The 26208-nt window shown below is 64.7% G+C and carries 23 protein-coding genes; 17 read left to right on the top strand and 6 right to left on the bottom strand.

Translation table 11 applies throughout. From position 1 onward, the window contains the following. Nucleotides 1–14: 14 nt before the first annotated feature. The 3 genes from FJ548_RS09130 to FJ548_RS09120 all read left to right on the top strand — a co-directional run bounded on the left by FJ548_RS09130 (nt 15) and on the right by FJ548_RS09120 (nt 3848). Nucleotides 15–698: an HAD-IA family hydrolase gene (locus FJ548_RS09130; RefSeq protein WP_140609911.1), complete on the top strand. Its 684-nt coding sequence runs from the start codon at nt 15–17 to the stop codon at nt 696–698. Next, a complete protein-coding gene (locus tag FJ548_RS09125) occupies nt 695–2281 on the top strand; it encodes an FGGY-family carbohydrate kinase (RefSeq protein WP_140609910.1) in 1587 nt (528 codons plus the stop codon). The genes FJ548_RS09130 and FJ548_RS09125 overlap by 4 nt, the downstream gene beginning before the upstream one ends. A 163-nt stretch (nt 2282–2444) precedes the next feature. Further along, nucleotides 2445–3848: an MATE family efflux transporter gene (locus tag FJ548_RS09120; protein ID WP_140609909.1), complete on the top strand. Its 1404-nt coding sequence runs from the start codon at nt 2445–2447 to the stop codon at nt 3846–3848. 37 nt (nt 3849–3885) lie between these two features. On the opposite strand, the gene FJ548_RS09115 is transcribed toward FJ548_RS09120, so the two are convergent. From FJ548_RS09115 to speB, 4 genes are all read right to left on the bottom strand, one after another. Beyond that, nucleotides 3886–4533, bottom strand: a complete 648-nt coding sequence (locus FJ548_RS09115; RefSeq protein WP_140609908.1) for an amino acid ABC transporter permease — start codon at nt 4531–4533, stop codon at nt 3886–3888. After that, nucleotides 4530–5186, bottom strand: a complete 657-nt coding sequence (locus FJ548_RS09110; RefSeq protein WP_140694086.1) for an amino acid ABC transporter permease — start codon at nt 5184–5186, stop codon at nt 4530–4532. Before FJ548_RS09110 ends, FJ548_RS09115 begins: the two co-directional genes overlap by 4 nt. A 6-nt stretch (nt 5187–5192) precedes the next feature. After that, the gene (locus FJ548_RS09105; RefSeq protein WP_140694084.1) at nt 5193–5999 is read right to left on the bottom strand and encodes a transporter substrate-binding domain-containing protein; all 807 of its coding nucleotides are present in this window, start codon (nt 5997–5999) and stop codon (nt 5193–5195) included. A gap of 80 nt (nt 6000–6079) precedes the next feature. Next, the gene (gene speB / locus FJ548_RS09100) at nt 6080–7141 is read right to left on the bottom strand and encodes an agmatinase (protein WP_140694082.1); all 1062 of its coding nucleotides are present in this window, start codon (nt 7139–7141) and stop codon (nt 6080–6082) included. 206 nt (nt 7142–7347) lie between these two features. Between speB and gcvA the strand changes: the two genes are divergently transcribed. The 8 genes from gcvA to FJ548_RS09060 all read left to right on the top strand — a co-directional run bounded on the left by gcvA (nt 7348) and on the right by FJ548_RS09060 (nt 16099). Beyond that, nucleotides 7348–8322 carry a transcriptional regulator GcvA gene (gene gcvA / locus FJ548_RS09095; protein WP_140609920.1) on the top strand — a complete coding sequence of 325 codons (975 nt, stop codon included), beginning with the start codon at nt 7348–7350 and terminating at the stop codon, nt 8320–8322. Nucleotides 8323–8457: 135 nt separating this feature from the next. Beyond that, complete coding sequence (gene pncB, locus FJ548_RS09090) at nt 8458–9762, top strand: nicotinate phosphoribosyltransferase (protein WP_140694080.1); 1305 nt, start codon at nt 8458–8460, stop codon at nt 9760–9762. Between the two features lie 90 nt (nt 9763–9852). Continuing rightward, entirely contained in the window at nt 9853–11214 is a 1362-nt protein-coding gene (locus tag FJ548_RS09085; protein WP_348640906.1) for a hypothetical protein, read from the top strand. Nucleotides 11215–11397: 183 nt separating this feature from the next. Continuing rightward, a complete protein-coding gene (locus FJ548_RS09080) occupies nt 11398–12702 on the top strand; it encodes an ABC transporter substrate-binding protein (RefSeq protein WP_140765277.1) in 1305 nt (434 codons plus the stop codon). A gap of 115 nt (nt 12703–12817) precedes the next feature. Next, complete coding sequence (locus FJ548_RS09075) at nt 12818–13699, top strand: branched-chain amino acid ABC transporter permease (protein ID WP_140765279.1); 882 nt, start codon at nt 12818–12820, stop codon at nt 13697–13699. Continuing rightward, nucleotides 13696–14658 (top strand): branched-chain amino acid ABC transporter permease, encoded by a 963-nt coding sequence (locus tag FJ548_RS09070; RefSeq protein ID WP_140777685.1) that lies wholly within the window; start codon nt 13696–13698, stop codon nt 14656–14658. Before FJ548_RS09075 ends, FJ548_RS09070 begins: the two co-directional genes overlap by 4 nt. Beyond that, a complete protein-coding gene (locus FJ548_RS09065) occupies nt 14655–15380 on the top strand; it encodes an ABC transporter ATP-binding protein (protein ID WP_140765283.1) in 726 nt (241 codons plus the stop codon). The genes FJ548_RS09070 and FJ548_RS09065 overlap by 4 nt, the downstream gene beginning before the upstream one ends. Then, entirely contained in the window at nt 15377–16099 is a 723-nt protein-coding gene (locus tag FJ548_RS09060) for an ABC transporter ATP-binding protein (protein ID WP_140777684.1), read from the top strand. The genes FJ548_RS09065 and FJ548_RS09060 overlap by 4 nt, the downstream gene beginning before the upstream one ends. Before the next feature lie 249 nt (nt 16100–16348). On the opposite strand, the gene FJ548_RS09050 is transcribed toward FJ548_RS09060, so the two are convergent. Both FJ548_RS09050 and pncA read right to left on the bottom strand, forming a co-directional pair. Continuing rightward, on the bottom strand, nt 16349–17761 hold the full coding sequence (locus tag FJ548_RS09050; protein WP_140694185.1) for a sodium:proton antiporter: 1413 nt from the start codon (nt 17759–17761) through the stop codon (nt 16349–16351). Nucleotides 17762–17806: 45 nt separating this feature from the next. Further along, entirely contained in the window at nt 17807–18421 is a 615-nt protein-coding gene (gene pncA / locus FJ548_RS09045) for a bifunctional nicotinamidase/pyrazinamidase (protein WP_140694063.1), read from the bottom strand. 297 nt (nt 18422–18718) lie between these two features. On the opposite strand from pncA, the gene FJ548_RS09040 reads away from it, so the two are divergent. The 6 genes from FJ548_RS09040 to FJ548_RS09015 are packed head-to-tail and all read left to right on the top strand — an operon-like array spanning nt 18719 to nt 26026. Further along, entirely contained in the window at nt 18719–19576 is an 858-nt protein-coding gene (locus FJ548_RS09040; protein ID WP_140694060.1) for a xanthine dehydrogenase family protein subunit M, read from the top strand. A 17-nt stretch (nt 19577–19593) separates the two neighbouring features. Further along, nucleotides 19594–22569 (top strand): molybdopterin-dependent oxidoreductase, encoded by a 2976-nt coding sequence (locus tag FJ548_RS09035; protein ID WP_140777736.1) that lies wholly within the window; start codon nt 19594–19596, stop codon nt 22567–22569. Then, entirely contained in the window at nt 22566–24107 is a 1542-nt protein-coding gene (locus FJ548_RS09030; protein ID WP_140777683.1) for a 6-hydroxynicotinate reductase, read from the top strand. Before FJ548_RS09035 ends, FJ548_RS09030 begins: the two co-directional genes overlap by 4 nt. Then, nucleotides 24107–24991: a UPF0280 family protein gene (locus FJ548_RS09025; protein WP_140694164.1), complete on the top strand. Its 885-nt coding sequence runs from the start codon at nt 24107–24109 to the stop codon at nt 24989–24991. The genes FJ548_RS09030 and FJ548_RS09025 overlap by 1 nt, the downstream gene beginning before the upstream one ends. Next, the gene (locus FJ548_RS09020) at nt 24984–25568 is read left to right on the top strand and encodes an amino acid synthesis family protein (RefSeq protein ID WP_140609894.1); all 585 of its coding nucleotides are present in this window, start codon (nt 24984–24986) and stop codon (nt 25566–25568) included. The genes FJ548_RS09025 and FJ548_RS09020 overlap by 8 nt, the downstream gene beginning before the upstream one ends. After that, entirely contained in the window at nt 25565–26026 is a 462-nt protein-coding gene (locus FJ548_RS09015) for a MarR family transcriptional regulator (RefSeq protein WP_140777682.1), read from the top strand. Before FJ548_RS09020 ends, FJ548_RS09015 begins: the two co-directional genes overlap by 4 nt. The last annotated feature ends 182 nt before the right edge of the window (nt 26027–26208 follow it).

Here is a 26208-nt window from a genome sequence, read left to right as displayed (position 1 = left end):
AGCCATTCGATGCCATGACGCCTGAACTGGTCATCTTCGACTGCGATGGCGTGCTGGTCGACAGCGAAGCGCTCTCCGTCTCGGCGCTGCTCGGCATGATCGAACTTGCCGGCGGAAGCATCGGCGAGGATGCCGCCTACGAGCATTTCCTCGGCAAGAGCATGAAAAGCGTGCGCGAGATCCTCGGCCGCGACTTCGGGCTTGAGATCACCGATCAGCATCTCACCGCCATGCGTGTCGATCTCATGCGCAAGTTCCGTGAAGAGCTGAAACCGATCCCCGGCGTCAAGGAGATGCTGCCCAAGCTCGGCCAACCATTCTGTGTCGCGTCCTCCGGCACGCTGGAACGGATCCGTTATGCGCTGGACGTCACCGGCCTGCTCGGGTTCATGGAGCCGCATCTGTTCAGCGCTGCCATGGTCGCCAGGGGCAAGCCGGCGCCCGATCTTTTCCTGCATGCCGCCGCCAGCATGCGGGCGCAGCCGCGCAAATGCCTCGTCATCGAGGACAGTCCGGCCGGCATCGCGGCGGCGCGCGCGGCTGATATGCATGTCTTCGCCTTCACCGGCGGCTCGCATGCCGGCAACCCCGCCCTGAAAGCGCGGCTTGCGTCGACCGAACCTGACTTTATATTCGCTGACATGCTGCAATTGCCCGATCTGATTGCAGGCCTGGGAGCGAGAGTTAGAGCATCTTGACGAAACAGTTTATCTGCGCGGTCGATGTCGGCACCGGGAGCGCTCGCGCGGGCATTCTCGACACCAGTGGCACCTTGCTTGGCCGCGCCGAACGGCCGATCGCCATGAACCAGCCAAAGCCCGATCACGCCGAACATGATTCGCGCGATATCTGGTCCGCCGTCTGCACCGCCGTGCACGCCGCCCGGCAAAAAGCCGGCGTTGCGGCTGAAGATGTCGTCGGCATCTCCTTTGATGCGACTTGTTCGCTGGTCGTGCGCGACCGTCAGGGCGAACAGCTCAGTGCCTCGGTGTCGGGCGACAGGCGCTGGGACACCATCGTCTGGCTCGACCACCGCGCCATCGCCGAAGCGGACGAATGCACGGCGAGCGGCCACGAGGTGCTCAACTATATTGGCGGTGTCATGTCGCCGGAAATGGCCACGCCGAAGCTGATGTGGCTGAAGCGCAACCTGCCCAGGACATGGAATGAAGCCGGCTATCTATTCGACCTGACCGATTTCCTCACATGGCAGGCGACGGGCTCGCTGGCCCGCTCGCAATGCACGCTGACAGCCAAATGGACCTATCTGGCGCATGAGGAAATCGCATGGCAGCGCGATTTCTTTGAAATCGTCGGCCTCGACGATCTTTTCGACCACGGCAATCTCCCTGAAAAGGCAAGCCCGGTCGGCGCGGATATCGGCCAGCTGACACCGCAAGCGGCGGCCGAGCTCGGCCTGACGGAAAAATGCCGTGTCGGCGCCGGGGTCATCGACGCCTATGCCGGCGCGCTTGGCGTGCTCGGTGGCTTTGCCGGCGACGAGCAGGATATCGGCCGGCATCTGGCGCTGATCGCCGGCACGTCGAGCTGCGTCATGGCGATGTCGCCCGATCCACAGCCTTTCGCCGGCGTCTGGGGCCCCTATTATGGCGCGGCGCTGCCGAAGCTGTGGCTGTCGGAAGGCGGCCAGTCGGCCACCGGCGCGCTGCTCGACCACATCATCCGCTGGCACGGGGCCGGAGGCGAGCCGGACGCCGCCATGCACGCCAGGATCGCCAAGCGTGTCGCCGAATTGCGCGCCGCCGAGGGCGAGAAGCTGGCCGAAAGGCTGCACGTTTTGCCGGATTTCCACGGCAACCGCTCGCCGCTGGCAGACCCGCACGCTGTCGGCGTCATCAGCGGGCTGACGCTGGATTCCTCCTTCGACAGCCTGTGCAAGCTCTACTGGCGCACCGCCGTCGGCGTCGCGCTCGGCGTGCGCCACGTGCTGGAGGCGTTGAACGAGAACGGCTATCTGATCGACACGCTGCATGTCACCGGCGGCCACACCAAGAACCCGCTTCTGATGGAGCTCTATGCCGACGCGACCGGCTGCACGATGGTCGAGCCGCTGGCCGACGAGGCGGTGCTGCTCGGCACCGGCATGGTCGCCGCCACCGCCGCAGGGCTTTTCCCCGATCTCAACGCCGCCTGTCTTGCCATGCAGCAGGGCGGCAAGACACGCGCCGCCAACCCGGCCGCCAGCGCGCGCTTCGATCGCGACTACCGGATTTTCCTGGAGATGCACCGGCAGCGGCAAGCGCTCGACGCGATTGGATAGAAGGCCAACTGCCTGGCTCAATCTGTTCCGGCACCTCCTCCCTTGCCTTCATGTCGCATTTCGTTCAATAGACGACGCAAACACAGCGAAACCAAAGGTTTTGCGGTTTGACATGCGGCTTCCGGCTTTTCGCCGACGTGCCGCGCCTGGAAAGAGCGGAACAATGTCTGCGATCGAAGCCAGCGCTCGCGCGCCGGAAAATCTTTGGCGTCAGGAGATCAGGGCGACGCTGGCGCTCGCCTGGCCGATGGTGCTGACAAATCTCGGCCAGACCGCGATGACGGCAACCGACGTCATGATGATGGGACGGCTGGGGGCCGATACGCTGGCCAGCGGCGCGCTTGGCGCCAACCTCTATTTCATGCCGCTCATCTTTGGTCTCGGCCTGATGCTGGCGACCTCGCCGATGATGGCGACCGAGCTTGGCCGCCGCCGCTATTCCGTGCGCGATTTGCGCCGCACCGTGCGCCAGGGCCTGTGGCTGGCGATCCTGATCTCGATCCCGATCTGGCTCGTGCTGTGGCACGGCGAGGCCATTCTGCTGGCCATGGGCCAGGAGCCTGCACTGGCGCACCAGGCAGGCATCTATCTGCGCTGGCTGGAGTGGGCGGTGCTGCCCTTCTACGGCTATATCGTGCTGCGCTCGTTCATCTCGGCGCTGGAGCGGCCCGGCTGGGCGTTGATCATCGTCTTCGTCGCCGTCGCCTGCAACGCCGTCTTCAACTGGGTGTTCATGTTCGGCAATCTCGGCGTTCCTGCCATGGGCATCGCCGGCTCCGGCCTTGCCACGACGCTCTCCAGCACGCTGATGTTCGTCGGCATGGCCGTAGTAGTGATGTGGGAGAAGAAGTTCCGGCGCTACCGCCTGTTCGGCCGCTTCTGGCGGTCCGACTGGCCGCGCTTCAAGGGCCTGCTGCGGCTCGGCCTGCCGATTGCCGGCATCCTGGCCTTCGAGGTGACGATCTTTAATGCCGCGGCGCTGCTGATGGGCCTGATCGACGCGGATTCGCTGGCGGCACACGCCATTGCCATCCAGATCGCCTCGATCTCCTTTATGGTGCCGCTCGGCCTCAACCAGGCGGTGACGGTGCGCGTCGGGCTTGCGCATGGCGCGGGCGATCCGGAGGGGGTGTCGCGTGCCGGCTGGACCGCCTTCGTCATCGGCGTCTCATTCATGGCACTGATGGGGCTGGTTATGACCCTGTGGCCGCATCTCCTGATCAGCGCTTTCATCGATCTCGCCAACCCGGCCAATGCCAGGGTGATCGCGCTTGCCGTGTCGTTCCTGGTTTTTGCCGCCCTGTTCCAGGTCTTCGACGGCGCCCAGGCGGTTGCGGCCGGCATGCTGCGCGGCCTGCACGACACCAAGGTGCCGATGATCTATGCCGCGATCGGCTATTGGGGCGTCGGCCTGCCGCTCGGCGTGCTGCTCGCCTTCCATTTCGGCTTCCACGGCGTCGGCATCTGGATGGGTCTGTCCAGCGGGCTGGCGGTGGTGGCAGCGCTGCTTTTGGCACGCTGGCTGCGACGGGACCGCCTGGCACCGCCGCTCGCCTTCGGGCATTAAAACCACACGGCCTCCGGGAGCCGTTGTTTCTTAGCTGTCAGCGCGTCGCCGTGCGCTTCTCCAGCCGGCGGGCGTATTGCGTCAGCGGGAAGCACATGAGGAAGAAGATCAGCGCTACCAACCCGTAGACCTTGAAAGGCTCGAAGGTGGCGTTGTTGATGGCGTTGGAGGTCCGCACCAGTTCCTCGAAGCCGATGATCGAGGTCAGCGCGGTCGACTTGATGAGCTGCACCAGGAAGCCGACCGTCGGCGCGCGGGTGATCGAGAACGCCTGCGGCAGGATGATCAGCCGCAGCTCCTGCAGATAGTGCAGGCCGAGGCTGGCGCCGGCATCCCATTGGCCTAACGGCAAGGCGTCGACGCCGGAGCGCCATATCTCGGCGAGGTAGGCGCTGGCGAAGAAGGTGAGGCCGAGCACCGCCGCGGTCCAGGGCTCGATACGCATGCCCAGCATCGGCAGGCCGAAGAACATCAGGAAGAGCTGCATCAACAGCGGCGTTCCCTGGAACAGGGCGATGTAGCCGGAGGCAAGGCGCCGGCTCCATTTATTCTTGGCGATCCTGAAGAACAGCACCGCCATTCCAACCGCCGCGCCGCCGACAAAGGCGGCCAGCGACAACAGCACCGTCCAGCGTGTGGCCAGCAGGAGGTTGCGCACGATATCCCAGAGGGTGAATTCGATCATGACACGCCAGCCCCGAGGGCGCGGCGCCCGCCGGTGACCAGAAGCCGGCGCAAGGCCATCGACAGGGCCAGATAGACCAGCGTCACGACGAAATAGGTCTCGAAGGAACGGAAGGTGCGCGCCTGCAGCATGTCGGCCTCATAGGTGAGCTCACGCACCGCGATCTGCGAGACCACGGCGGACTCCAGCATCATGATGACGATCTGGCTGGTGAGCGCGGGATAGATGATCTTGAGCGCCTGCGGCAGCACGATCTTGATGAACACCTGGCGGGGCCGCAGACCAAGCGCGAGCGCTGCTTCGGTCTGCCCGAGCGGCACGGCGTCGAGACCGGCGCCGACGATCTCGATCGTATAGGCCGCCATGTTGAGCGTCATCGCCAGCATGGCGGCCAGGATCGGGTCGAGCCTGATGCCGAGGCTCGGCAGGCCGAAGAAGATGAAGAACAGCTGCACCAGGAACGGCGTGTTGCGCATCACCTCGACATACCAGGCGATGGCCCGGCGAAGCAGCACAGGGCCGTTTCGCCGTCCGGCGGCACCGAGAATGCTGAGCAGCGTTCCCGCCAGCGTGGTCACGGCGATCAGCAGGATCGTCGTGGCCGCGCCGTGCGCGATGTCGCCCAGGGCGCCCGGGAGCCAACCGAAGGCCACGGGAGCTCAATCCTTGAGGTTGTCGGGATTGAGCGGCGTCTTCAGCCAGGCCTTCGAGCTTTCGTCGAGCTTGCCGTCGGCCAGCATCTTGGCGATGGCGTCATTGACCGCCTTCTTGAGGCCGTCCTCGTTCTTGTTGAGACCGATATGCGAGGGCGAGGTCAGAAGCTGGAACTTCTGTTCGGGCTTGAGCGCTTCCTGGCGCGCCAGCACCTGCGCGCCGACATCATTGCCGACGACCATCAACTGGGTCTGGCCGGAGATGAAGGCCTGGATCACGGCATTGTAGTTGTCGAAGCGCTTGATGTCGGCCGACGCCGGCGCCGCCTCGGTGAGCGAGGTATCCTCCAGCGTGCCGCGATTGACGGCGATCGACTTGCCGGCAAGGTCCTCCTTGCCTTTGACCGTCATCGCCGCCGGACCGATCACCGCGATGTAATAGGGCGCGTAGGCGGCGGCGAAGTCGATCACCTGCTCGCGCTCCTTCGAGTAGCCGACGCTCATCAGGATATCGACGCGGTGGTCGTTCAGATAGGGAATGCGGTTCTGGCCGGTGACGGCAACAGGATTGAGCTTCACCTTGAGCGTGTCGGCGATGTATTGCGCGACGTCCATGTCATAGCCCTTGAGGCTCATATCGGCGCTGGCCGAGGAGAAGGGCGGAAAGTCGGCGAAGACACCGACATTGATGGTGCCGGCCTTGGTGATATCGGCGAGCGCGTCGGCGCTGGCGGCCTGCGTGGCGATACCGAGGCCGGCGCCCAGCATCAGGACGGCGGCAATGGACGATTTCAGTGTCGAGTGGATTGTCATTGTCATTCCCCTTCTGGAAGCTTTTGATTGTTTGAGGCGACCGCCGGCTCCAGCGCGGCGGCCGCCTTGGATTTCAGGCGTCAGGTTCCCTTGCCGATCACGGCCGGGCTGAACACCATCAGGCTCAGGATTTCGAACAGCACCTGGGCGCCGGCATGCGCGGTGTTGGTGGTCGCGTCATATTGCGGCGCCACCTCGACGACGTCGCCTCCGACGATGTTGAGGCCCTTGAGGCCGCGCAGCAGTTCAAGCACTTCGCGCGTGGTCAGGCCGCCGACTTCCGGCGTGCCGGTGCCCGGCGCGAAGGCCGGATCGACGCTGTCGATGTCGAAGGACACATAGGTCGGGCCATCGCCGACGATTTTGCGCGCCTTCTCGATGATGGCGGGAATGCCGAGCCCGGTCACCTCCTCGGCGTGAACGACGGTCATGCCGGATTCATAGGTGAACTCCCAGAGATATTCGGCCGAGCCGCGGATACCGATCTGGATGGTGCGCGTCGGGTCGAGCACGCCATCGAGCACCGCGTTGCGGAACGGCCCGCCGTGGTGGAACTTGGTCATGTCGAACAGGCCGCTGGTGTCGCAATGGGCATCGATGTGGATCAGGCCGACCGGAGCCTTCTTGCCGACGGCCTTCAGGATCGGATGGCTGATCGAATGGTCGCCGCCGACCGATAGAGGGATGACACCGGCATCGACGATCTGGTTGGTGCGGCGCTCGATGTCCTCATGGCTGGCCTCCAGCCGGTAGCGGCTGCGGAACGGCGTATCGCCGATGTCGGCCACGCGCAGCTCGTGCGTCGGCGCGCATTCCAGCACGTGATTGTAGGGGCCGATGCGCTCGATGGCGCGCAGCGCCCTCGGCCCGAAACGCGAGCCCGGCCGGTTGGTGACGCCGAGGTCCATCGGCACGCCGATCATGGCCACCTGCAGGTCGCCGAAATCCGGGTTCTCCGCTGATAATTCGCGGTAGGGCGCGGCGAGGAAGGTCGGGATGCCCGAATAGGGCGCCAGCCGCGTGCCGCTCTTGGAGAAGATCTTGTCGGCGACCTTGCGGAATTTCGGGTCGAACATCTCGCCGCCATGGCTCTCGCCATATTTGCGACGCAACGCGTCGAGCTTGCCGCTGTTATAACCCATATCCATTCCTCCTCGATTGGTGCCGCCGACCAGTGGGACCTCGGGCGAACCGACCATCATCCGGCCGGGTCGCTTGCCCCGCTCGCTGCCCGCAGATTTCAGGTCTTGATGCGATTGCGGCAAAGTGTCCGGCAGCCGCATTGAAAAAGCAATTGATATTGTTAAGGTGTTTTCTGTGAGAAAATCTCACAATGAGCCGAGCATCCATGGCCAAGCGCCTGCCCCCTCTCAACCCGCTGCGTGCCTTCGAGGCAACCGCGCGCCATGGCTCGCTGACCAAGGCGGCGAGTGAGCTCAATGTCACGCATGGCGCCGTCAGCCACCAGATCAAGGCGCTCGAGCAGTCGCTTGGGGTCAAGCTGTTCGAACGATCTGGCCAGCGGGTCAAGCTGACCCCGCATGGCGCCGAGCTTTTGCCCGCGGTGTCGACGGCTTTCGACGGCATCGCCGCCGCCACGCAGCGGCTGACGCGGCCGGCAAGCAGCGGCGCGCTTTCGGTGTCCTGCGTGCCGGCGTTGCTGCTTTTGTGGATGACGCCGAGGCTCGGCAGCTTCACCGCGCAGTATCCCGACATCCAGCTGACGCTCATCCCTTCCAACGACCCCAGGGATATCCGGGCGCCGCATATCGATGTCTGTGTGCACTATGGCAATGGCAGCTGGGCCGATTGCTGGATGCGCAAATGGTCGGGCCTCGAACTGTTCCCGGTGGTCAGCCCGACACTGATCAACAACCGCCCGATCCGCACTGTTCGCGACCTCGCCGACCATGTGTTCCTGCATGGCGACGACGGCCGCGAGTGGCACACCTGGCTGGCGGCAGCCGATGCGCTGGACCTCGAACGCGGCCGTCGCCATCATCTGGGTGATGCGCGCATGGCGGCCGAGGCCGCGGTGCACGGTCACGGCGTGGCGCTGGGCGATTCCGTGACGGCAAGCGCGCTGCTGGCCAGGGGCATGCTGGTCGCGCCGTTCAGCCTGTCGGTGCCGGCGGTCGATGATTTCTACGTCGTCTGCCGCAACGAGATGCGGGCGACGCCGATCGTACAGGTGTTTATCGACTGGCTGTTCGCCGAGAAGGCCGGGGATGACAGCCGCGCCGACGCCCCGGTCGCGGGCCGCCTCGTGACCCGACGCAAACGTCCGGCGCTCAAGGTGATGGGCGGCAAACCCGCGAGCTGATGCAGCCTAGGCCCGGCCGCATTCAGGCCCTTCTTTTTGTCGGGCCAGCCTGAAAGCGGGCAGCGTTTTGGCTGATTCGATGCTATGAGGCCTGTCGCGATTGTGGATGGCAGGCAGCGAAGGCGACAACGAGACATGGCCAGGACCGATATTGCGCGGCGCGTCTATAACCATACCTGGAAGCTCGACCCGATCGTGCGCAGCCTGCTCGACACCGACTTCTACAAGCTTCTGATGTTGCAGATGATCTGGGGCATGTACCCCAAGGTCGACGCCACCTTCTCGCTGATCAACCGCACCACCTCGGTGCGGCTTGCCGACGAGATCGACGAGGGCGAGTTGCGCGAACAGCTCGATCATGCCCGCACCTTGCGCTTCTCCAAGAAGGAGATGATCTGGCTCGGCGGCAACAATTTCTATGGCCGCAAGCAGATCTTCGAGCCGGAATTCCTCGCCTGGCTGGAAGGCTTCAGGTTGCCCGACTACGAGCTTGCCAAGCACGACGGACAGTACGAACTGACCTTCCCCGGTCCCTGGATGTACACGACGCTGTGGGAAATTCCCGCGCTCGCCATCATCAATGAATTGCGTTCGCGGGCCGCGATGCGGGCGTTCGGGCCGTTCACGCTCGACGTGCTCTATGCCCGCGCCAAGGCCAAGATGTGGGACAAGACCGAGCGGCTGAAGGCGCTGCCCGGCATCCGCATATCCGACTTCGGCACGCGCCGGCGGCATTCCTTCCTGTGGCAGCGCTGGTGCGTCGAAGCCCTGAAGGAAGGCATTGGCGAGGCCTTCACCGGCACCTCCAACGTGCTGCTGGCCATGGACAACGACCTCGAGGCGCTCGGCACCAACGCACATGAATTGCCGATGGTGTTCGCGGCCCTCGCCAACTCGGAAAAGGAATTGCGGCAAGCGCCCTATAAAGTGCTGCAGGACTGGCAGCGCTATTATGGCGGCAATCTGCTGATCGTCCTGCCCGACGCTTTCGGAACGGCGTCGTTCCTGCGCGACGCGCCGGACTGGGTGGCCGACTGGACCGGCTTCCGCCCCGACAGCGCGCCGCCGATCGAAGGCGGCGAAAAGATCCTGGCCTGGTGGCGCGAGAAGGGCAAGGACCCCAAGCAGAAGCTGCTGATCTTCTCCGATGGGCTCGAAGTGGAAACCATCGAGGAGACCTACCGCCACTTCAAGGGCAAGGTGCGCATGTCCTTCGGCTGGGGCACCAATCTGACCAACGACTTCGAAGGCTGCGCGCCGACCGAAACCAACAGCCTGGATGCCATATCGCTGGTCTGCAAGGTCACCGAGGCCAACGGCCGGCCGGCGGTCAAGCTATCCGATAATCCGGCCAAGGCGACCGGCGACGAGAAGGAGATCCAGCGTTATCTGCGGATCTTTGGCGAGAAGGATCGCGTGGAGCAGCTGGTCAAGGTGTGAGAGGTGGCGGGGCTCTTGGATAGTTCGAGTTCCTTCGCCACGGAGAGCTCCCGTCCGTCATTGGCCTTGTTGCTTGTTGCTTTATTGCTCATCGCACCCACCCCCGCCTTCGCCCATGCCTCCGACCGTGGCCACGTCCTGCTTCTCCCGACCGGCTACTATCTGGTTGGCGGCGCTTTCGCCGTGGCTGTCAGCTTCCTCGTGCTGGCGCTGCTGCCGCCGGCGGCTCTGGATAAATTCTGGCGCCGGCGCCTGCCGGTCTTCGCCTTCGGCGACGGCGCTCGCACAGCCATCAGCCTGACCTCCTTTGCCGGCTTTGCAATCCTCATCGCCGCCGGCCTTTTCGGCAGCCGCGACCCACTCTCCAACCCGTTGCCGCTCGTGGTCTGGACGCTGCTATGGGCCGGCGTCACGCTGCTGCAAGGCGTCTTCGGCGACCTCTGGTCATGGCTCAACCCCTGGTATGGGCCTTGGCGCCTGGTTTCGTGGCTGTTCGGCGCAAGGGATGAGGGATCGTGGCGCCTCCCCGGATGGCTCGGCCGCTGGCCGGCCGTCATCCTGTTCCTCGCCTTTGCCTGGTTCGAACTCATCGATCCAGCTCCCGACGACCCGGCTCGTCTCGCTTGGGCCGCCGGCTTGTACTGGCTGCTCGCCTTCCTCGCCATGCTGGTGTTCGGCTATCGGGAGTGGAGCCGCGGCGGCGAGTTCCTGACGATCTTCTTCTCGATGGTGGCGCGCTTCGCGCCGGTCGAGCGCGACGGCGAAGGCCGGCTTGCTCTGTGCTGGCCAGGGGCCAAGCTGCTGGCGGCCGAGCCGTTGCCACCAAGCGGCGTGGCCTTCCTGCTGCTGGCGCTGTCCTCGGTCTCCTTCGACGGCCTGTCGAAAACCTTCTTCTGGCTTGGCCTGTCCGGCGTCAATCCGCTCGAATTCCCGGGACGCACGGCGGTGATCGGCAGCGGCACTTTCGGACTGATTCTGACATTCGTGCTGCTCGCGGCGGTGTTTCTTTTTGCCGTTTTCCTCGGCCAGCGCGTCGCTGGCGGCGATCAACGCATGAGCCAAGCGGCTGGCCTTCTGGTGTGGTCGATCGTGCCGATCGCACTCGCCTATCATGTCGCGCACTATCTGACGACGCTGCTGGTCGACGGCCAGTATGCGCTGGCCTCCCTCTCCGATCCGTTCGCGCTGGGCTGGAACCTTTTCGGCACCGCCGACATGCAGATCGAGGCCGGGATCGTTGCCGGAGCCAGCTCAGCCTGGTGGCTGTGGAACATCCAGGCCGGCGCCATCATAACGGGCCATGTGCTCGCCGTTCTCGTCGCCCACGGCTTCGCCTGGCGCCTGCATCCGCGACCTGCCCGCGCCGCGCTCGGCCAGTTCCCGCTGACCGTGCTGATGATCGCTTACACCGTCTTCGGCCTCTGGCTGCTCGCGACGCCGACGGTCGGCTAGGGTGCGTACCACCTTCGGGCGACATGCCTTGAGGCCATTGGCGCTGGAAAATAAACCGGGATTCCCCTAGGGAAGCGGCATTGCCGTGTCCAGACTTTGGTGATTTAGTTTGTACACATGCAATTTTTCGACTTCCGGACATGAGCGGACTTTGCGCTCCTAACGCTGAACAAGGGGAACGGCATCATGGACAAGAGCAAGAGCTTCAACCTCCCGAAAACCGGTCTCAGCCGCCGCACGGCGCTGAAAGGTCTGGCCGCCGGCGCCGGCCTCGCCATGGCGCCCGGTTTCGTCCGCTATTCCCAGGCGCAGAGTTCGGCGCCGATCAAGATCGGCTTCCAGTCGCACCGCACCGGCATTGGCGCTGCCTATGGCCGCTGGTACGAGAAGACCACTGCCGCGGCAATCAAGGCGATCAATGCTGCCGGCGGCATCAATGGCCGTCCGGTCGAGGTCATCATCGAGGATGACGGCACCGATCCCGGCCGCGGCGCCGAGGTGGTCGGCAAGTTCGCCACCCAGCACAAGACCGACATCGTCTTCGGCACGCTGTTCTCGCATGTCGTCATCGGCTCGGCGCCTGCCGCCGGCGAAGCCAAGATGCCTTATTTCGTCGTCAGCGAGGGCCACCACGTCGCCTCGACCAAGCTCAACCGCTATGTCTTCCAGCCCGGCATCACCGATGTGAAGAGCCAGATCCAGTCGATGGCGCCGTGGATCGCGGCCAATGCCGGCAAGAAGGTGACGCAGATCTTCCCCGATTTCGCCTTCGGCTACGACCATCGGGACTACCTGCCGCCAGCGCTGAAGGCGCAGGGCGCCGAGGTCATCGCGCAGATCGCCGTCCCGCCGACGGAATCCTCCTTCACCAAATACTTCCCGCAGATCCCGGCCGAGACCGAGGTGATCTACCACGTCATGGTCGGCCCGGCGGTGCTCACCTTCGTCAAGGAACTCGGCGAATTCTACGGCTCCAACCGGCCGCAGTTGTTCGGCTTCATCGATTCGTTGGAAGCCGTGGACATCAACAGCCCCGGGCTCGAATTCCTCGACGGCAGCCATTTCTGGGAAGGCTCGCCGCGCTACGCGCAACCCGACGATTCCGCCGCGCAGAAAGCCTACCGCGCCGCCGTCGGCATCGACGACAATGGCGCGGCCGTTGGCGATGCCAAGGACGTCTCCACCGCCGCGCATATGTTCGGCTGCTGGGAAACACTCTACGTCGTCAAGAAGGCGATGGAGGACGCCGGCTACAAGGGGCCGGAAGACCGCGCCAAGCTCGTCGAGGCGACAGAGGCGCTGACCGCTTTCGCCGAGGGGCCGGAGCATCCGCAGGGCGCCAAGACCTTCAACGGCAAGATCCACCAGTGTTTTGGCATCCAGAATATTTCCAAGGTCGAGGGCGGCAAGCTGAAGGTCGTGCACAAGACCAAGATCGAGGATGGGCTTTACGAGCCCGAAGGGGATTACACGACGCAGGCGCTGTGAACTCATTCCAGCAGCCAGCGTGAGCGCCAAGCCACCCCCCTCTGCCCTGCCGGGCATCTCCCCCTGTCCGGCAGGACAGAGGGGGGTGCCTCGCGCATCCCTCGGTGCATAGCCCATGCACTTCGGCCCCCATCTCCTCCTTGCCACCCTCGAAGGCCTCGTCACCTCAGCCGTGCTGGCGCTCACCGCACTCGGGCTGTCGCTGGTGTTTGGCGTCATGCGCGTCGTCAACGTCGCCCATGGCGAATTCTTCATGCTGGGCGCCGTGCTGGCCTGGGCGATCTCGACGGCGATATCGGGCCACCCGGCGCTCGGCTTCCTGGCGGCGCTGGTGATCGCGCCGCTGATCGTCGGCGCTATTGCCTTGGTCGCTGAGCGGCTGGTGCTGCGCCGGCTGAATTACAATCCGGAAGCCACCATCGTCGCCACCATCGGCATGCTCTACATCATCCAGCAGCTGGCGCTGACCTTCTACGGCCCCGAGGCACGGCCCGTCGAGCCGCCGTTCAGCTACCGCATCCTGCTACCCTGGTTCGGCTATTCCGGCTACAAGCTGTCCATCATCGCCGCCTCCGCGCTGCTGCTGATCGCCACATGGCTGGTGCTGACGCGCACGAAAATCGGCCTCATCATGCGCGCCACGCAGTATGACAGCGAAACGGCGCAGGCCTTCGGCATCCCCGTCGACCGCGTCTACGGCGGCGTCTTCGCGCTTGGCGCCATGCTGGCGGCCATCGCCGCGGTGCTGATCGTGCCGATCAGCCAGGCGCACTATCTGATGGGGCAGGACCCGCTGCTGCTCTCCTTCATCGTCGTCATCATCGGCGGCCTCGGCTCGCTGCGCGGCACCGTGGTCGCCGCCGTGCTGATCGGCCTGTCCGACGGCATCATCTCGATGTTCTTCTCACCGACCTTGGCCAAGATCATCGCCACGCTGCTCGTCGCCATGGTGCTGGTGTTCCGGCCGCAGGGTCTGTTCGGAACGGCATCACGATGAGCGAAGCTTCGCCGGCAAAGGCCTACGCGCTGCATCTCGGCGTCATCGCGCTGCTTCTCGCGCTGAGCTTCCTGCTGCCGGACTATTATCACGGCCTGCTCGCCCGCATCATGGTGCTGGCGGTGTTCGCCATGGGCTACAACATGCTGTTCGGCTATGCCGGCCTGCTCAGCCTCGGCCACGCCATGTTCTTCGGCGCCGGCCTCTATGGCGCCGGGCTCGCCATCATCCAGCTCGGCTGGAGCGTGCCGGCGGCTTTCGCCGCTGGCCTCGGCTGCGGTGTCGTTGTTTCCCTGATCATCGGCCTGCTGGCGTTGCGCACCACTGGCGTTGCCTTCATGATCGTCACCATGATGTTCGCGCAGGTCTTTTATCTGCTCATCCTCTACTTCGCGGCGTGGACCGGGGGCGATCAGGGCCAGGTCGTGCCGCAGCCGGCGCGCGTCCTCAATTTCGGCGCGACCTCGCTCGACCTCACCAACCCGACCGTGCGCTACATGAGTGCGCTGGCGCTATTCACGATCGTGCTGCTGATCACTTTAGCCATCGTCCGCTCCCGATATGGCCGCGTGCTGGTCGCCATCCGCGAGAATGAGGAGCGGACCAAGATGCTGGGTTACGACACCTTCTCCAACAAACTCCTGGCAGTCGTCGTCTCCGGCACGATCTGCGCGGCCTCGGGCGCCGCCTATGCGCTGCTGTTCGGCTATGTCGGCTCGAGCTTTGCATCGGTGCAATATTCGATCCTGCCGCTGCTGTGGGTGCTGCTCGGGGGTGCCGCCACGACGCTCGGGCCGCTGCTCGGCACGCTGTTCATGTATTATGTCATCGACGTCACCAGCGGCTACACATCGGCCTATCTGCTGATCGTCGGGGTCGCACTCATCCTTCTGGTGTTGTTCTTTCCCAAGGGCATTCTCGGCACCGTTCGCCAGCGCTGGCTTGGATGGCTGCCATGATGCCGCTGCTGACGACCAGGGGCCTGTCGCGCGATTTCGGCGGCCTGCGCGCCGTCGACAATGTCGACTTCAGCCTGATGCCGGGCGAGATCCGCGCCATCATTGGCCCCAACGGCGCCGGCAAGACCACCTTTGTCAGCCTGATCAGCGGCCGCATTCAGCCATCCTCGGGAGCGATCGTCTTCGACGGCGCCGACATCACAGGCCTGCCGGCCTATGCCCGCGTCCGCCAGGGTATAGCCTATACGTTCCAGATCACCAGCATCTATGCCAACCTTACCGTCTACGCCAACGTCGCGCTGCCCGTGCAGCTGACGCTGCGGCATGGCCATTCCAGGAGCGCGATACAGGCCGCGGTCATGGCGGCACTCGAACGCACCGGCCTCGCCGACCGCGCCCATATGCCGGCCGGGCAATTGTCCTATGGCCACCAGCGCCTGCTGGAGGTCGCCATGGGCCTGGCGCTGAAACCACGCCTGCTGATCCTCGACGAGCCGACGCAGGGGCTGGCCGACAGCGAGATCGACAATTTCGTGGAGCTGGTGCGTGACATCGCCACGAATGCCACGGTGCTTTTGATCGAGCATAACATGCCTCTCGTCATGCAGATGGCCGACCGCATCACCGTGTTCAATGCCGGCAAGATCCTGGCCGAAGGCACGCCCGAGGCGATCCGCGACAACGCGGCGGTGCAGGACGCCTATCTGGGGACGGCCCCATGACCGAGACCGGCAAGACGCAAGCCCTGGTGGTCTCGGGGCTGGACTGCTTCCATGGCGAGATCCAGGTGCTCTACGGGCTCGACCTCGTGCTGAACAAGGGCGAGGTGCTGTGCCTGTTCGGCCGCAACGGCGCCGGCAAGACGACGACGCTGAAGGCGATCATGGGCCTGGTTCCAGCCAGTGCCGGTTCTATCCGGCTTGGGGACCGGGAATTGACCGGACTGCCGGCGCATGAGGTGCCGAAGGCCGGCGTCGCCTATGTGCCGCAGGGAAGGCGTCTTTTCGCCGAGATGACGGTGGCGGAAAATATCGAGATCGGGCTGATGGCGCGCGGCAAGGGCAAGGCGACGCGAGAGCGCGTGCTCGACCTCTTTCCCTTGCTGCGCCAGCGGTTGAGGCAGCGCTCGGGCACCTTGTCCGGCGGCGAACAGCAGATGCTTGCGATGGCGCGGGCGCTGTGCCTCGAACCGGGGGTGCTGCTGCTCGACGAACCGACCGAAGGCCTGATGCCGTCGATGATCGCGAAGATCCGCGAGACCGTGTCGACGCTGCGCGACTTGGGCGTGTCAACCATCCTGGTCGAGCAGCGCGTCGATGCGGTGCTGTCGGTGGCCGACCGCGTCTCGTTCATCGAGAACGGCCGCAACCGCGAGACGGTCGATGTCGAGCACCTGCGTGCCGACCCCTCGGCGGTGAGGCGCTATGTCGGTGTGGGCTGAGATTGCCGCAACTGCAACGGCAATAACACTTTCCAGACGGTAGCGCCGCCCCTCATCCGCCTGCCTCTGCCTTCTCCCCGTATAGTGACGGGAGAAGGCAGAGGGCAGCGACGACGGCGCCCATCCGACAACGTTGATGATTGGCGAAACCATTGGCAAAGGCGTTCTTCTCCCCGTCACTATACGGGGAGAAGTGCCCGGCAGGGCGATGAGGGGCGGCGCAAACGGTACCAATTCAAAAGCACCAATTCACCCGCCAAAGAACAAAAAGCCCGCAGCCAAAAAGATCGGGATCAACACCAGCCCTGACCAAAGTATGTAGCCAAAAAAGCCAGGCATCTTCACACCGTACTGCCGGGCGATGGCATAGACCATGAAGTTGGGTGCATTGCCGACATAGGTGTTGGCGCCCATGAACACCGCGCCGGCTGAAATCGCGGCGAGCGTCGAGGCAAGCTCGGTCATCAGGTGCCGTGGATCGCCGCCGGCAAGCTCGAAGAACACCAGATAGGTCGGCGCATTGTCCAGGAAGGACGACAATGCTCCGGTCAGCCAGAAATAGGCGAGATCGTTGGGCGTGCCATGGCCCGAGGTGACGAGCGCGACCAACGGCGCCAGCGCGCCGTCATGGCCGGCTCTCAGGATGGCGACGACCGGCACGATGCAGATGAAGATGCCGGCAAACAATTTCGCCACCTCCGCGATCGGCCCCCAGTTGAAGCCGTTCGCTTGGCGGTATTCCTTGCGCGAGACGGCAAGGGAAGCGAAGGCGAGGATCAGGATGATCGCGTCGCGGACCAGGTTCTGCAGTTCAAGAGTCACCCCTTGAATGGAGATGCTCGCTCCAGGATTCCAGCTGGCCGACAGCAGGATGGCACCGATGACGCCGGCCAGCAGCGGAATGTTGGGCAGGCCGCGAATGCGCACTTTCGAATCCGGTGTCGGGTCCTTGATCTTTGGCGCCCCGGCCTCGCGCCGATGCAGGATGATGTCGATGGCGAGAAATACCGCAAGCACGACACCGCCGGTAAACAGCGTCTCCCGGTAGAGGTTCGTGGTCGTCCAGAAGAAATCGACGCCGCGCAGGAAGCCGACGAACAGCGGCGGGTCGCCGAGCGGCGTCAGCGAGCCGCCGATGTTGGACACCAGGAAGATGAAGAAGACGACGACATGGGCGTTGAACGGCCTGGCGTCGTTGGCGCGGATGACCGGCCGGATCAGGATCATCGAGGCGCCCGTCGTGCCGATGACCGAAGCGAGCAGCGCGCCGGTGAGCAGCAATCCGGCATTGACCAGCGGCGTGCCGTGGATGTTGCCGGCGACCAGAATGCCCCCCGAAATGGTGAACAGCGCGAACAGCAGGATGATGAACGGCATGTATTCGGTGAGCAGCGCATGCAGCACTGCCTCGGTCGCCGATGGGACGCCGAAGGCAAGCGCCAGCGGTACAACCGCAAGGGCGGCCCAGAGGGCCGCGATCTTGCCGTAGTGTGGGTCCCAGACATGGTGGAACAGCAGCGGCCCGGTGGCAATCGACAGCAGCAGGCCGGCGAATGGCAGCACCCACCACAACGACATCGCTTCACCCGGCAATCCGTGTTCCTCGGCCGCGAAGGCCACGCCCGGGATCGTCACCGCTATCGCGATGACCGCACCCGTCATCACACCTGCGGTGATCCGCAAAAAGTCTCCCCGATACCCCACTGTTCAGTCCGTCAAACTGTCTTCAAGCGCCACGCCGGCATCGCGCATGCGCTGCAGCATCGCGTCGAGGGATCCGTTGAGGTCGATACCGCGACAGGCATCGAGCCGGACGGTGGTCTTGAACCCCTGGCTGACAGCATCCAGTGCCGAGAAGCCGACACAGAAATCGGTCGCCAGGCCGACCAGGGTCAGCGTGTCGATGCCCCGTTCCCTGAGATAGCCGGCGAGACCGGTAGGCGTCGTATGGTCATTCTCGAAGAAGGCCGAATAGCTGTCGATGTCAGGGCGAAATCCCTTGCGGATAACGAGTTCGGCCTTGGTCCAGGCAAGACCGGAGTGGAAATCCGAACCCAGGCTGCCCTGGATGCAATGGTCGGGCCACAGCGTCTGCGGGCCATAGGGCATGTCTATCATCGTGAAGGGCTGTGCGCCCGGATGGCTGGAGGCGAAGCTCGAATGGCCGGCGGGATGCCAGTCCTGCGTCAGCACGACATGGTCGGCTCGCCGGATCATGTCGTTGACCAGCGGCACGATCTCGTCGCCGCCGGTCACGGCCAGCGCGCCGCCCGGGCAAAAGTCATTCTGCAGGTCGATCACAACAAGCGCTTCGTCGGCCATGAGGCCTCCTTCTTCTCTGTCATGTGGCTCAGGCTACAGCAGAAAGATGCCGCTGACGCGACCGGACGCAGAAACTTGACCAGAAGGCCGGCCGCGTCAACCTCCCATGCCATAACAAATGCGTTTCGGCTCACCCGCTGCCGGCAACGGTGCAAACTCTGGCTTTGACAATTTCCACCGGCTTGATATCATTTGCATACGAATGAATTTCCGGTTTCGGGAACCGGCAAGAAACTCCAGGCAAGACGTCCTGGGCGGGCCAAATTCGGGAAGGCTCATTCTCTGGGAAGGCAAAGCGTGATCCGTTACGCGAAACCCACCACGGTCGACGAGGCTCTCGCGTTGCTTGGCGAGGGCGCGTGGCGCATCCTGGCCGGTGGCACGGATTTCTATCCGGCACAGGGTGCCAAACCCTTCCGCGACAATGTCCTCGACATCAACGGTCTGACTTCGTTGCGCGGCATCTTTGAAACGGATGACCACTTTGTCATCGGCGCCCGCACGACATGGACCGACATCATCAGGCATCCCTTACCGCCGGCTTTCGACGCGCTGAAACAGGCTGCGTGCGAGGTCGGTTCGCCGCAGATCCAGAATGTTGCCTCGGTCGCCGGCAATCTTTGCAACGCCTCGCCGGCCGCCGACGGCGTGCCCGGCCTGCTGATCCTCGATGCCGAGGTCGAGCTCAGTTCGACAGCCGCGACGCGCCATCTGTCCTTGCCGGATTTCATTCTTGGCAACCGCCGCACCGCTCTGAAACCTGGCGAAATGGTAACGGCCATCAGCGTGCCGAAACCGGCCGGCACGTCGGCCTTCTTCAAGCTGGGCGCACGGCGCTATCTCGTCATTTCCATTGCCATGGTGGCGGCGCGCCTTGTCGTTGAAAACGGCACGGTCACGGAAGCAGCGATCGCCGTTGGTTCCTGTTCAGCGGTTGCCAAACGCCTTGCCGGTGTCGAGCAGGCCTTGCGTGGTCGACGGGCCGATGACGGGCTGGCGGCTGCGGTGCAGTCCGCGCCGATGACTGAGCTCTCACCAATCGCCGATGTGCGCGGCAGCGCCGAGTACCGGCTCGACGCGGTGCGCGAGATCGTCGCGCGGGCCGTGCTGACGGCAGCCGGACCGACGAACGGCCACATGGTGGCGGCGGCATGAGACAAGCTCAGCCTGACATGAGCCCGGTGCTGCCTGACGTCAGCGAAACCCGGACCGATCCGGGCGGAGTTCCACCGGGCCTCGGCCTTGAGCGCGCCGACATTGCTTTCAAGGTCAATGGCGCCGCCGTCTCGGTCAATGTGCCGCCGCTGCGCCGGCTGTCGCAGGTCTTGCGCGACGAATTGCGGCTTACCGGCACAAAGGTCGGCTGCGACGCAGGCGATTGCGGCGCCTGCACGGTGCTGGTCGACGGCGATCCGGTCTGCGCCTGCCTGATGCCGGCGGCCTCGGCCGCTGGCGCATCGGTGACGACGGTCGAAGGACTGGCCAATGGGCGGCTGTCGGCGCTGCAATCATCTTTCCTCGCGCATGGCGCGGCGCAGTGCGGCATCTGCACGCCGGCGCTGCTGGTCGCGGCGACGGCGCTGCTGGAGAAAAAACCCAGCCCGACCGAGACCGAAGTTCAGGATGCGCTGGGCGGTATTCTGTGCCGCTGCACCGGCTACCGGAAGATCATCGCGGCGGTGATGGAGGGGGGGCGGTCCGAACCGTCGACCGACAGCGCTGCCCCTCATCCGCCTGCCGGCACCTTCTCCCCGTTAGGTGACGGGGAGAAGGGATTAGCCGCATCGCTGGCGCCCCCCTCTCCCCGTTCTTCACGGGGAGAGGGTAAGGGTGAGGGGCAGCGCCAACGTCAATTGTTGGATCTCGCCCTCAATCGCAGGATGCCCCTCTCGGGCCAGGCCGTCGGGTCCTCGCCGATCCGGCTCGACGGTGGGCCGAAAGTCACTGGAGACGAAAAATTCGGCGGCGATTCCTTTCCCGCCGACGCGCTTGCCGTGCTGGTGGTCCGTTCGCCGCATTATCATGCCAGCTTCGTCTTCGGTGACCTTGACGATTGGGCGAAGAGACATCCTGGTGTCGCCGGCGTCTTCACCGCAGCCGACATTCCGGGCAAAAACTGTTTCGGCGTCATTGGTCCCTTCGCCGACCAACCGGCACTCGCCGACGGCTTTGCCCGGCTGCGCGGCGAGGCGGTGGCGCTGGTCGCCGGGGAGCGCGAGGCCATCCTCGACCTCGATCTGTCGGATTTCCCGGTGCGCTGGACGGAACTGCCGCATTTTCTCCAATCTGGCGAAGCGCAGGCCGAAGGCGCGGTGCTGATCCATGACAACCGCCCGGCCAACCTGTTGACCAAGGGCTTCGTCGAACGCGGCGATCCCGAAGCCGCACTCGCCAATGCAGCCGTCACCGTGTCGGGCGCGATCGACACCTCCTATGTCGAGCACGCCTATATCGAGCAGGAGGCCGGCCATGCCTATATGGACGGCGACACGCTGGTCGTCGTCGCCTGCACCCAGGCGCCCTACATGGACCGCGACGATACGGCGAAAGTGCTCGGCCTTGCCGTCGACAAGGTGCGCATCGTGCCGACCGCGACCGGTGGTGGCTTCGGCTCGAAACTCGACGTCTCGCTGCAGCCGCTGATCGGCCTGGTGGCGCTGAAGACGGGCCGGCCGGCAGCCCTTGCCTACACCCGCAACGAATCGATGATGTCGACCACCAAGCGCCATCCGGCCGAGATGAAAGCGACCATCGGTGCCGACGGCGATGGTCATGTCACCGGCATGGTCTTTGCCGGCGATTTCAACACCGGCCCTTATGCAAGCTGGGGGCCGACCGTCGCCAGCCGCGTACCCGTGCATGCATCCGGCCCCTACGCGACGCCCAACTACCGCGCCCAGGGCCGTGCCATCCACACCCATGGCCCGATCTCCGGTGCCTTCCGTGGCTTCGGCGTGCCGCAGGCGACCATCATGCAGGAGACGCTCTATGATGAGCTGGCCGGCAAGCTTGGGATGGACCGGCTCGATCTTCGCCTGAAGAACTGCCTTCGGAACGGCTCCGAAACGGTTACCGGACAGAGGCTGGAGTCTGGCGTCGGCATTGCCGAATGCCTCGAGGCCCTGCGGCCGCATTGGGTGCGAGCTGAGGCTGATGCGGACGTTTTCAACAGCGTCCACGCGGACATTAAGCGCGGCGTTGGCTTGGCGTCCTGCTGGTATGGCTGCGGCAACACCTCGCTGCCCAATCCGTCGACCATCCGGGTCGGCATCGCGGCTGACGGCGATGTCATCCTGCACCAAGGCGCCGTCGATATCGGCCAGGGCTCCAACACCGTGATCACGCAGATCTGCGCCGACGCGCTCGGCCTGCCGTTGGAAAATTTCCGGCTGAAGAGCGCCGACACGGCGATCAGCCCCGACGCCGGCAAGACTTCAGCCTCGCGCCAGACTTTCGTCACCGGCAAGGCGGCCGAAAAGGCCGGCCGCGCCTTGCGCGAAACCATTTTGCGCTACGCCAATGTCTCCGAAAACGCTTCGCTCCAGTTGGATGGTTCCGCCATCCTCATCCTCGAGGGTGACGCCGCCCGCCGTATCGACCTCGCCTCCCTCGACGTCGATGCCGACGGCTTCGTCTTCCGCGCCGAGGAAACTTACGATCCGCCGACGCTGCCGCTGGATGCCAAGGGCCAGGGCAAGCCCTACGCCGTCTACGGCTATGGCGCGCAGATCGCCGAACTCGAGGTCGACCTCAAGCTCGGTACGGTGAAGCTGATCAAGATCACCGCCGCGCACGATGTCGGCAAGGCGATCAACCCGCTGCTGGTCGAAGGCCAGATCGAGGGCGGCATCGCGCAAGGCATCGGCATGGCGCTGATGGAGGAATACATTCCCGGCCGCACCGAGAATCTGCACGATTACCTCATCCCGACGATCGGCGACGTGCCGCCGATCGAAACCATCCTGGTCGAGGTCCCCGATCCCGAAGGGCCGTTCGGCGCCAAGGGGCTGGGCGAGCATGTGCTGATCCCGACGGCGCCGGCGATCCTCAACGCCATCCGTCACGCCACCGGCGTTCTGGTCACAAAAATTCCGGCGACGCCGACGCGTATCCGCGCCGCCATCCGCGAAAAGGAGGCACGCCCATGAGCGAGCTTGCCGAACGCTTCGAAACCCATGATCCCGGCGAGAAGCTGGTGGCGGAGAAGATCCGCTGTGATGCCTGCCCGGTCATGTGCTACATCGCGGAGGGCCGCACCGGCGCCTGCGATCGCTACGGCAATGTCGGCGGCCGGATCGTGCGCATGGCCCCGCTGACCATTCTCGACCATGCGGCGGAGACCGGCGGCGCCATGGTTCCGTTCGTCGCCGAGGGCGAAACATGGAACGGCGAGTTGCTCAACACCGGCCGCCGCTTCGTCACCGCGATCGGCGCCGGCACCACCTATCCCGACTACAAGCCGGCCCCCTTCATCGTCAGCCAGGAGGTCGATGGCGTCGACCTTGTCACCGTCGTCACCGAAGGCATTTTTTCGTACTGCGGCGTCAAGGTGAAGATCGACACCGACCGGCATATCGGGCCGGAAACCGCGACTGTTCGGGCCGAAGGCGAAGCGATCGGCCATGTCACCACGGGCGAATACGGCTCGCAGATGCTGTCGCTGGGCGGCGTGCATCATTTGACCGGCGGCTCCAAAGCGGAAGGCCGCGCCACGTGTGACGCGCTGCTTAACCTGTGCAACCGCAAACCGGTGGAACTCACCATCGACGGCGGCGCCACCATCATCGTCGAAGCCGGCAGACCACCTGTCATCGACGGCAAGCAGGAACACCGCATGCGCGTCGGCTGCGGCTCGGCCACCATCGGCATGTTCGCCACGCAGTGGCGCGGGCTGGTCGACGAGGTTGTGGTGGTCGACGATCATATCACCGGCGTCGTTTCCGAGCATCAAGCCGGCAAAGTGCTTGGCTGGCAGGATACCGGGATAAAGATCATCGGCCGCCGTTCGACGCCCGGCCGCTACTTCAAGGTCTCCGAGCCCGGTCTCGGCTGGGGCGGCACCAGCATTTCCGACCCGCTGTCGATCCTCGGCGCGTGGAACGCCGGCAAAGGCGCACGGCCGGGCCTGTCGCTGCTGATGGTTTCGACCACCGGCGAGCAGTTCGCCTATTACGAACTCGACGACGATCTGAAGCCGGTCGAAAAGCCCTTTCCGGAGCGACTGCGGAAGTCGGTCGAACTGATCGAGGACAATTGCGAACCGGCGCTGTGCACCGTGCTGTTCATTGGCGGCGCCGGCGGTTCGCTGCGCGCCGGTGTCACCGAAAACCCGGTCAATCTCACCCGCTCGGTGCAAGGCCTGAAGACCTATGTGACGGTCGGCGGCGCGCCGGTCTATGTGTGGCCAGGCGGCGGCATCACGCTGATGGTCGATGTCACCAGAGTGCCCGAAGGTGCCTTCGGCTATGTGCCGACGCCGGCGCTGGTGGCGCCGATCGAGTTCACCTTGCGCCGTGACGATTACATCAGGCTCGGCGGCTACGAGGCCGAAATCCGCAGCGTCGGGGATATCGTCGCCAAGGGCGGCGAATATCTCAATCCTCGCCAAGGCGCGGGCGCGCCCGCCGGCAATCCATGGCCGCCGCTGGCGCAATTGCGGCGCGCCGCCTCGAACGGGACCGGATGATGGACGGCCCGCAAGCGCATTGGCTGCAGGATGGCAAGCGGCTGCATCTCCACCATGGCCCGATCGACCTGATCGTCGAGGCGTTTGGTGAGGCGCAGGAATGCCGCCTGGCCTATGAGCAGGCCGTCGCGCGCTTCCAGACGATCCTGATCGAGCTGGTCAGAGAGCTTCCCGAATTGCGGCTTCCAGCATTCTTCCTGCGGCCGCGCGCCTTTGACGGTCCGACGGCGCGCCGCATGGAAGCGGCCGTGATACCCTTGGCGGAGTGCTTCATAACACCGATGGCGGCCGTTGCAGGATCGGTAGCCGACGAAATGCTCGCCGCACTGCTTGCCGGCCGCAGGCTCGATCGCGCCTATGTCAACAATGGCGGGGACAGCGCTCTCCACATCGGCAAGGGCCGGTCTATAGGTTTGGCCGTCGCCGGCACCGGCAATGGCATGGCCGACCGGATCACCATTCGCGCGGAAGATGGCGTTCACGGCGTCGCCACCAGTGGCTGGCGCGGCCGTTCCTTCTCGCTTGGCATTGCCGACGCCGTCACAGTGCTCGCGCGGACCGGCGCCGAGGCCGATGCGGCGGCGACGCTCATTGCCAACGCGGTGGACCTGCCGGGCAACCCTGCCATCAGCCGCGTGCCCGCACGTGAACTGTCGCCCGACAGCGATCTTGGCGCGCGGCTGGTGACGCAAGGCGTCGGCGCGCTTGCACCTGGCGAGGTGGCGCGGGCGCTGGACAATGGTCTTGCCGTCGCCGAAGATTTTCGCCGGCGCGGCCTGATTGCCGGATCGGCGCTTTTTCTTGGCGGCGAAGCCCGTATCGGTGGCTCCGTCTCGCTCGCCGCACCCAACAAGGATGAACGGAAGGAAGTTGCCCATGCCTGAGTTTCCAGTCCGCAAGATCGCGGTGCTGAGCGAGGAGATCTTTCATGATGGCGGGCCGGTGGCCGAAGTGCCGCGCCGGCGTGCCGCGGCAATGGCCGTGGTCAAGAACCCGTTCGCCGGGCGTTATGTCGAGGATTTGCAGAGCGCCATGGACGATCTGAAGCCGCTTGGGCTGCTGCTCGCCGATCGGCTGATCGCAGCCCTCGGCGGCGACGTGAAACAGATCGACGGCTACGGCAAGGGGGCGATTGTCGGCACCGCGGGCGAACTGGAGCACGGCGCGCTCTGGCATGTGCCGGGCGGCTACGCCATGCGCGAGCGGCTCGGCGACGCCAAGGCGATCGTGCCGTCGGCGAAGAAGGTCGGCGCCTTCGGGTCAAGGCTCGACGTGCCGCTCGGCCATATCAACGCCGCCTATGTGCGCAGCCATTTCGACGCCATGGAAGTGGGCATCAGTGACGGGCCGCGCCCCGACGAAATCCTGTTCTGCCTCGCCATGACCTGCGGTCCGCGCGTCCACAATCGTATGGGTGGCCTGGCGGCCGAAGATATCAAGGCTTGGGACGGGCTGCGGTGAGCGGCGAGGACAATCTGCTCAAGCTGGTCGAGGTCGATGAGGCCGACGATCACGATTACCGCCTGCAGGAGCAGGTCGGTTTTATCCTGCGCAAGGCGCACCAGCGCCACGTCTCGATCTTCGCCGCGCATATCGCCGACCTGACGCCGCCGCAATTCGCGGCACTGGCCAAGCTGCGCGATGTCGGCGAGACCTCGCAGAACCAGCTTGGCACACTGATCGCCATGGATGCGGCGACGGTGAAGGGTGTCATCGACCGGCTGAAGGCACGCGGCCTGGTCGAACTCTCCAGGCATGACGTCGACAAAAGGCGGCTACTGGTCAACCTGACCGCCGAAGGGCGCGACGCGATCGATCGCCTGATCCCGTTGGCCCGCGAGATCACCAGGGAAACGCTGGCGCCGCTCTCGGCCAAGGAGATCACCACCTTCATGAAGCTGTTGGCGAAACTGGCATGAGAGCAGACTTACAGACCGCAGAGGTTGGTTGGACGAGGCAGTTGACGCATCCGCGTCATGCTGTCGGCGTCCGTGCACACATGCAATCGGTCTATTCTGTTACCTATGTTTCCGGTCGGACACCGGACACTTCTCCCCGTATGGTGACGGGGAGTTGAGAAAGTGGTCCGCGCAGCGGACGA

The sequence above is a fragment of the Mesorhizobium sp. B2-4-17 genome, assembly GCF_006441275.1.
Classification (GTDB): Bacteria; Pseudomonadota; Alphaproteobacteria; order Rhizobiales; family Rhizobiaceae; genus Mesorhizobium.
This window is presented reverse-complemented; position numbering and strand designations above follow the sequence as displayed.

What these genes read in the sequence shown, in the direction of transcription:
- FJ548_RS09120 (WP_140609909.1), top strand. Translation starts at nt 2,445, where the DNA reads ATGTCTGCGATCGAAGCCAGCGCTCGCGCGCCGGAAAATCTTTGGCGT.
- gcvA (WP_140609920.1), top strand. Translation starts at nt 7,348, where the DNA reads ATGGCCAAGCGCCTGCCCCCTCTCAACCCGCTGCGTGCCTTCGAGGCA.
- FJ548_RS09020 (WP_140609894.1), top strand. Translation starts at nt 24,984, where the DNA reads ATGCCTGAGTTTCCAGTCCGCAAGATCGCGGTGCTGAGCGAGGAGATC.
- pncB (WP_140694080.1), top strand. Translation starts at nt 8,458, where the DNA reads ATGGCCAGGACCGATATTGCGCGGCGCGTCTATAACCATACCTGGAAG.
- FJ548_RS09130 (WP_140609911.1), top strand. Translation starts at nt 15, where the DNA reads ATGACGCCTGAACTGGTCATCTTCGACTGCGATGGCGTGCTGGTCGAC.
- FJ548_RS09050 (WP_140694185.1), bottom strand. Translation starts at nt 17,761, where the DNA reads ATGACGGGTGCGGTCATCGCGATAGCGGTGACGATCCCGGGCGTGGCC.
- FJ548_RS09030 (WP_140777683.1), top strand. Translation starts at nt 22,566, where the DNA reads ATGAGCGAGCTTGCCGAACGCTTCGAAACCCATGATCCCGGCGAGAAG.
- FJ548_RS09115 (WP_140609908.1), bottom strand. Translation starts at nt 4,533, where the DNA reads ATGATCGAATTCACCCTCTGGGATATCGTGCGCAACCTCCTGCTGGCC.
- FJ548_RS09035 (WP_140777736.1), top strand. Translation starts at nt 19,594, where the DNA reads ATGAGCCCGGTGCTGCCTGACGTCAGCGAAACCCGGACCGATCCGGGC.
- FJ548_RS09075 (WP_140765279.1), top strand. Translation starts at nt 12,818, where the DNA reads ATGCACTTCGGCCCCCATCTCCTCCTTGCCACCCTCGAAGGCCTCGTC.
- FJ548_RS09065 (WP_140765283.1), top strand. Translation starts at nt 14,655, where the DNA reads ATGATGCCGCTGCTGACGACCAGGGGCCTGTCGCGCGATTTCGGCGGC.
- FJ548_RS09105 (WP_140694084.1), bottom strand. Translation starts at nt 5,999, where the DNA reads ATGACAATCCACTCGACACTGAAATCGTCCATTGCCGCCGTCCTGATG.
- FJ548_RS09070 (WP_140777685.1), top strand. Translation starts at nt 13,696, where the DNA reads ATGAGCGAAGCTTCGCCGGCAAAGGCCTACGCGCTGCATCTCGGCGTC.
- pncA (WP_140694063.1), bottom strand. Translation starts at nt 18,421, where the DNA reads ATGGCCGACGAAGCGCTTGTTGTGATCGACCTGCAGAATGACTTTTGC.
- FJ548_RS09025 (WP_140694164.1), top strand. Translation starts at nt 24,107, where the DNA reads ATGGACGGCCCGCAAGCGCATTGGCTGCAGGATGGCAAGCGGCTGCAT.
- speB (WP_140694082.1), bottom strand. Translation starts at nt 7,141, where the DNA reads ATGGGTTATAACAGCGGCAAGCTCGACGCGTTGCGTCGCAAATATGGC.
- FJ548_RS09060 (WP_140777684.1), top strand. Translation starts at nt 15,377, where the DNA reads ATGACCGAGACCGGCAAGACGCAAGCCCTGGTGGTCTCGGGGCTGGAC.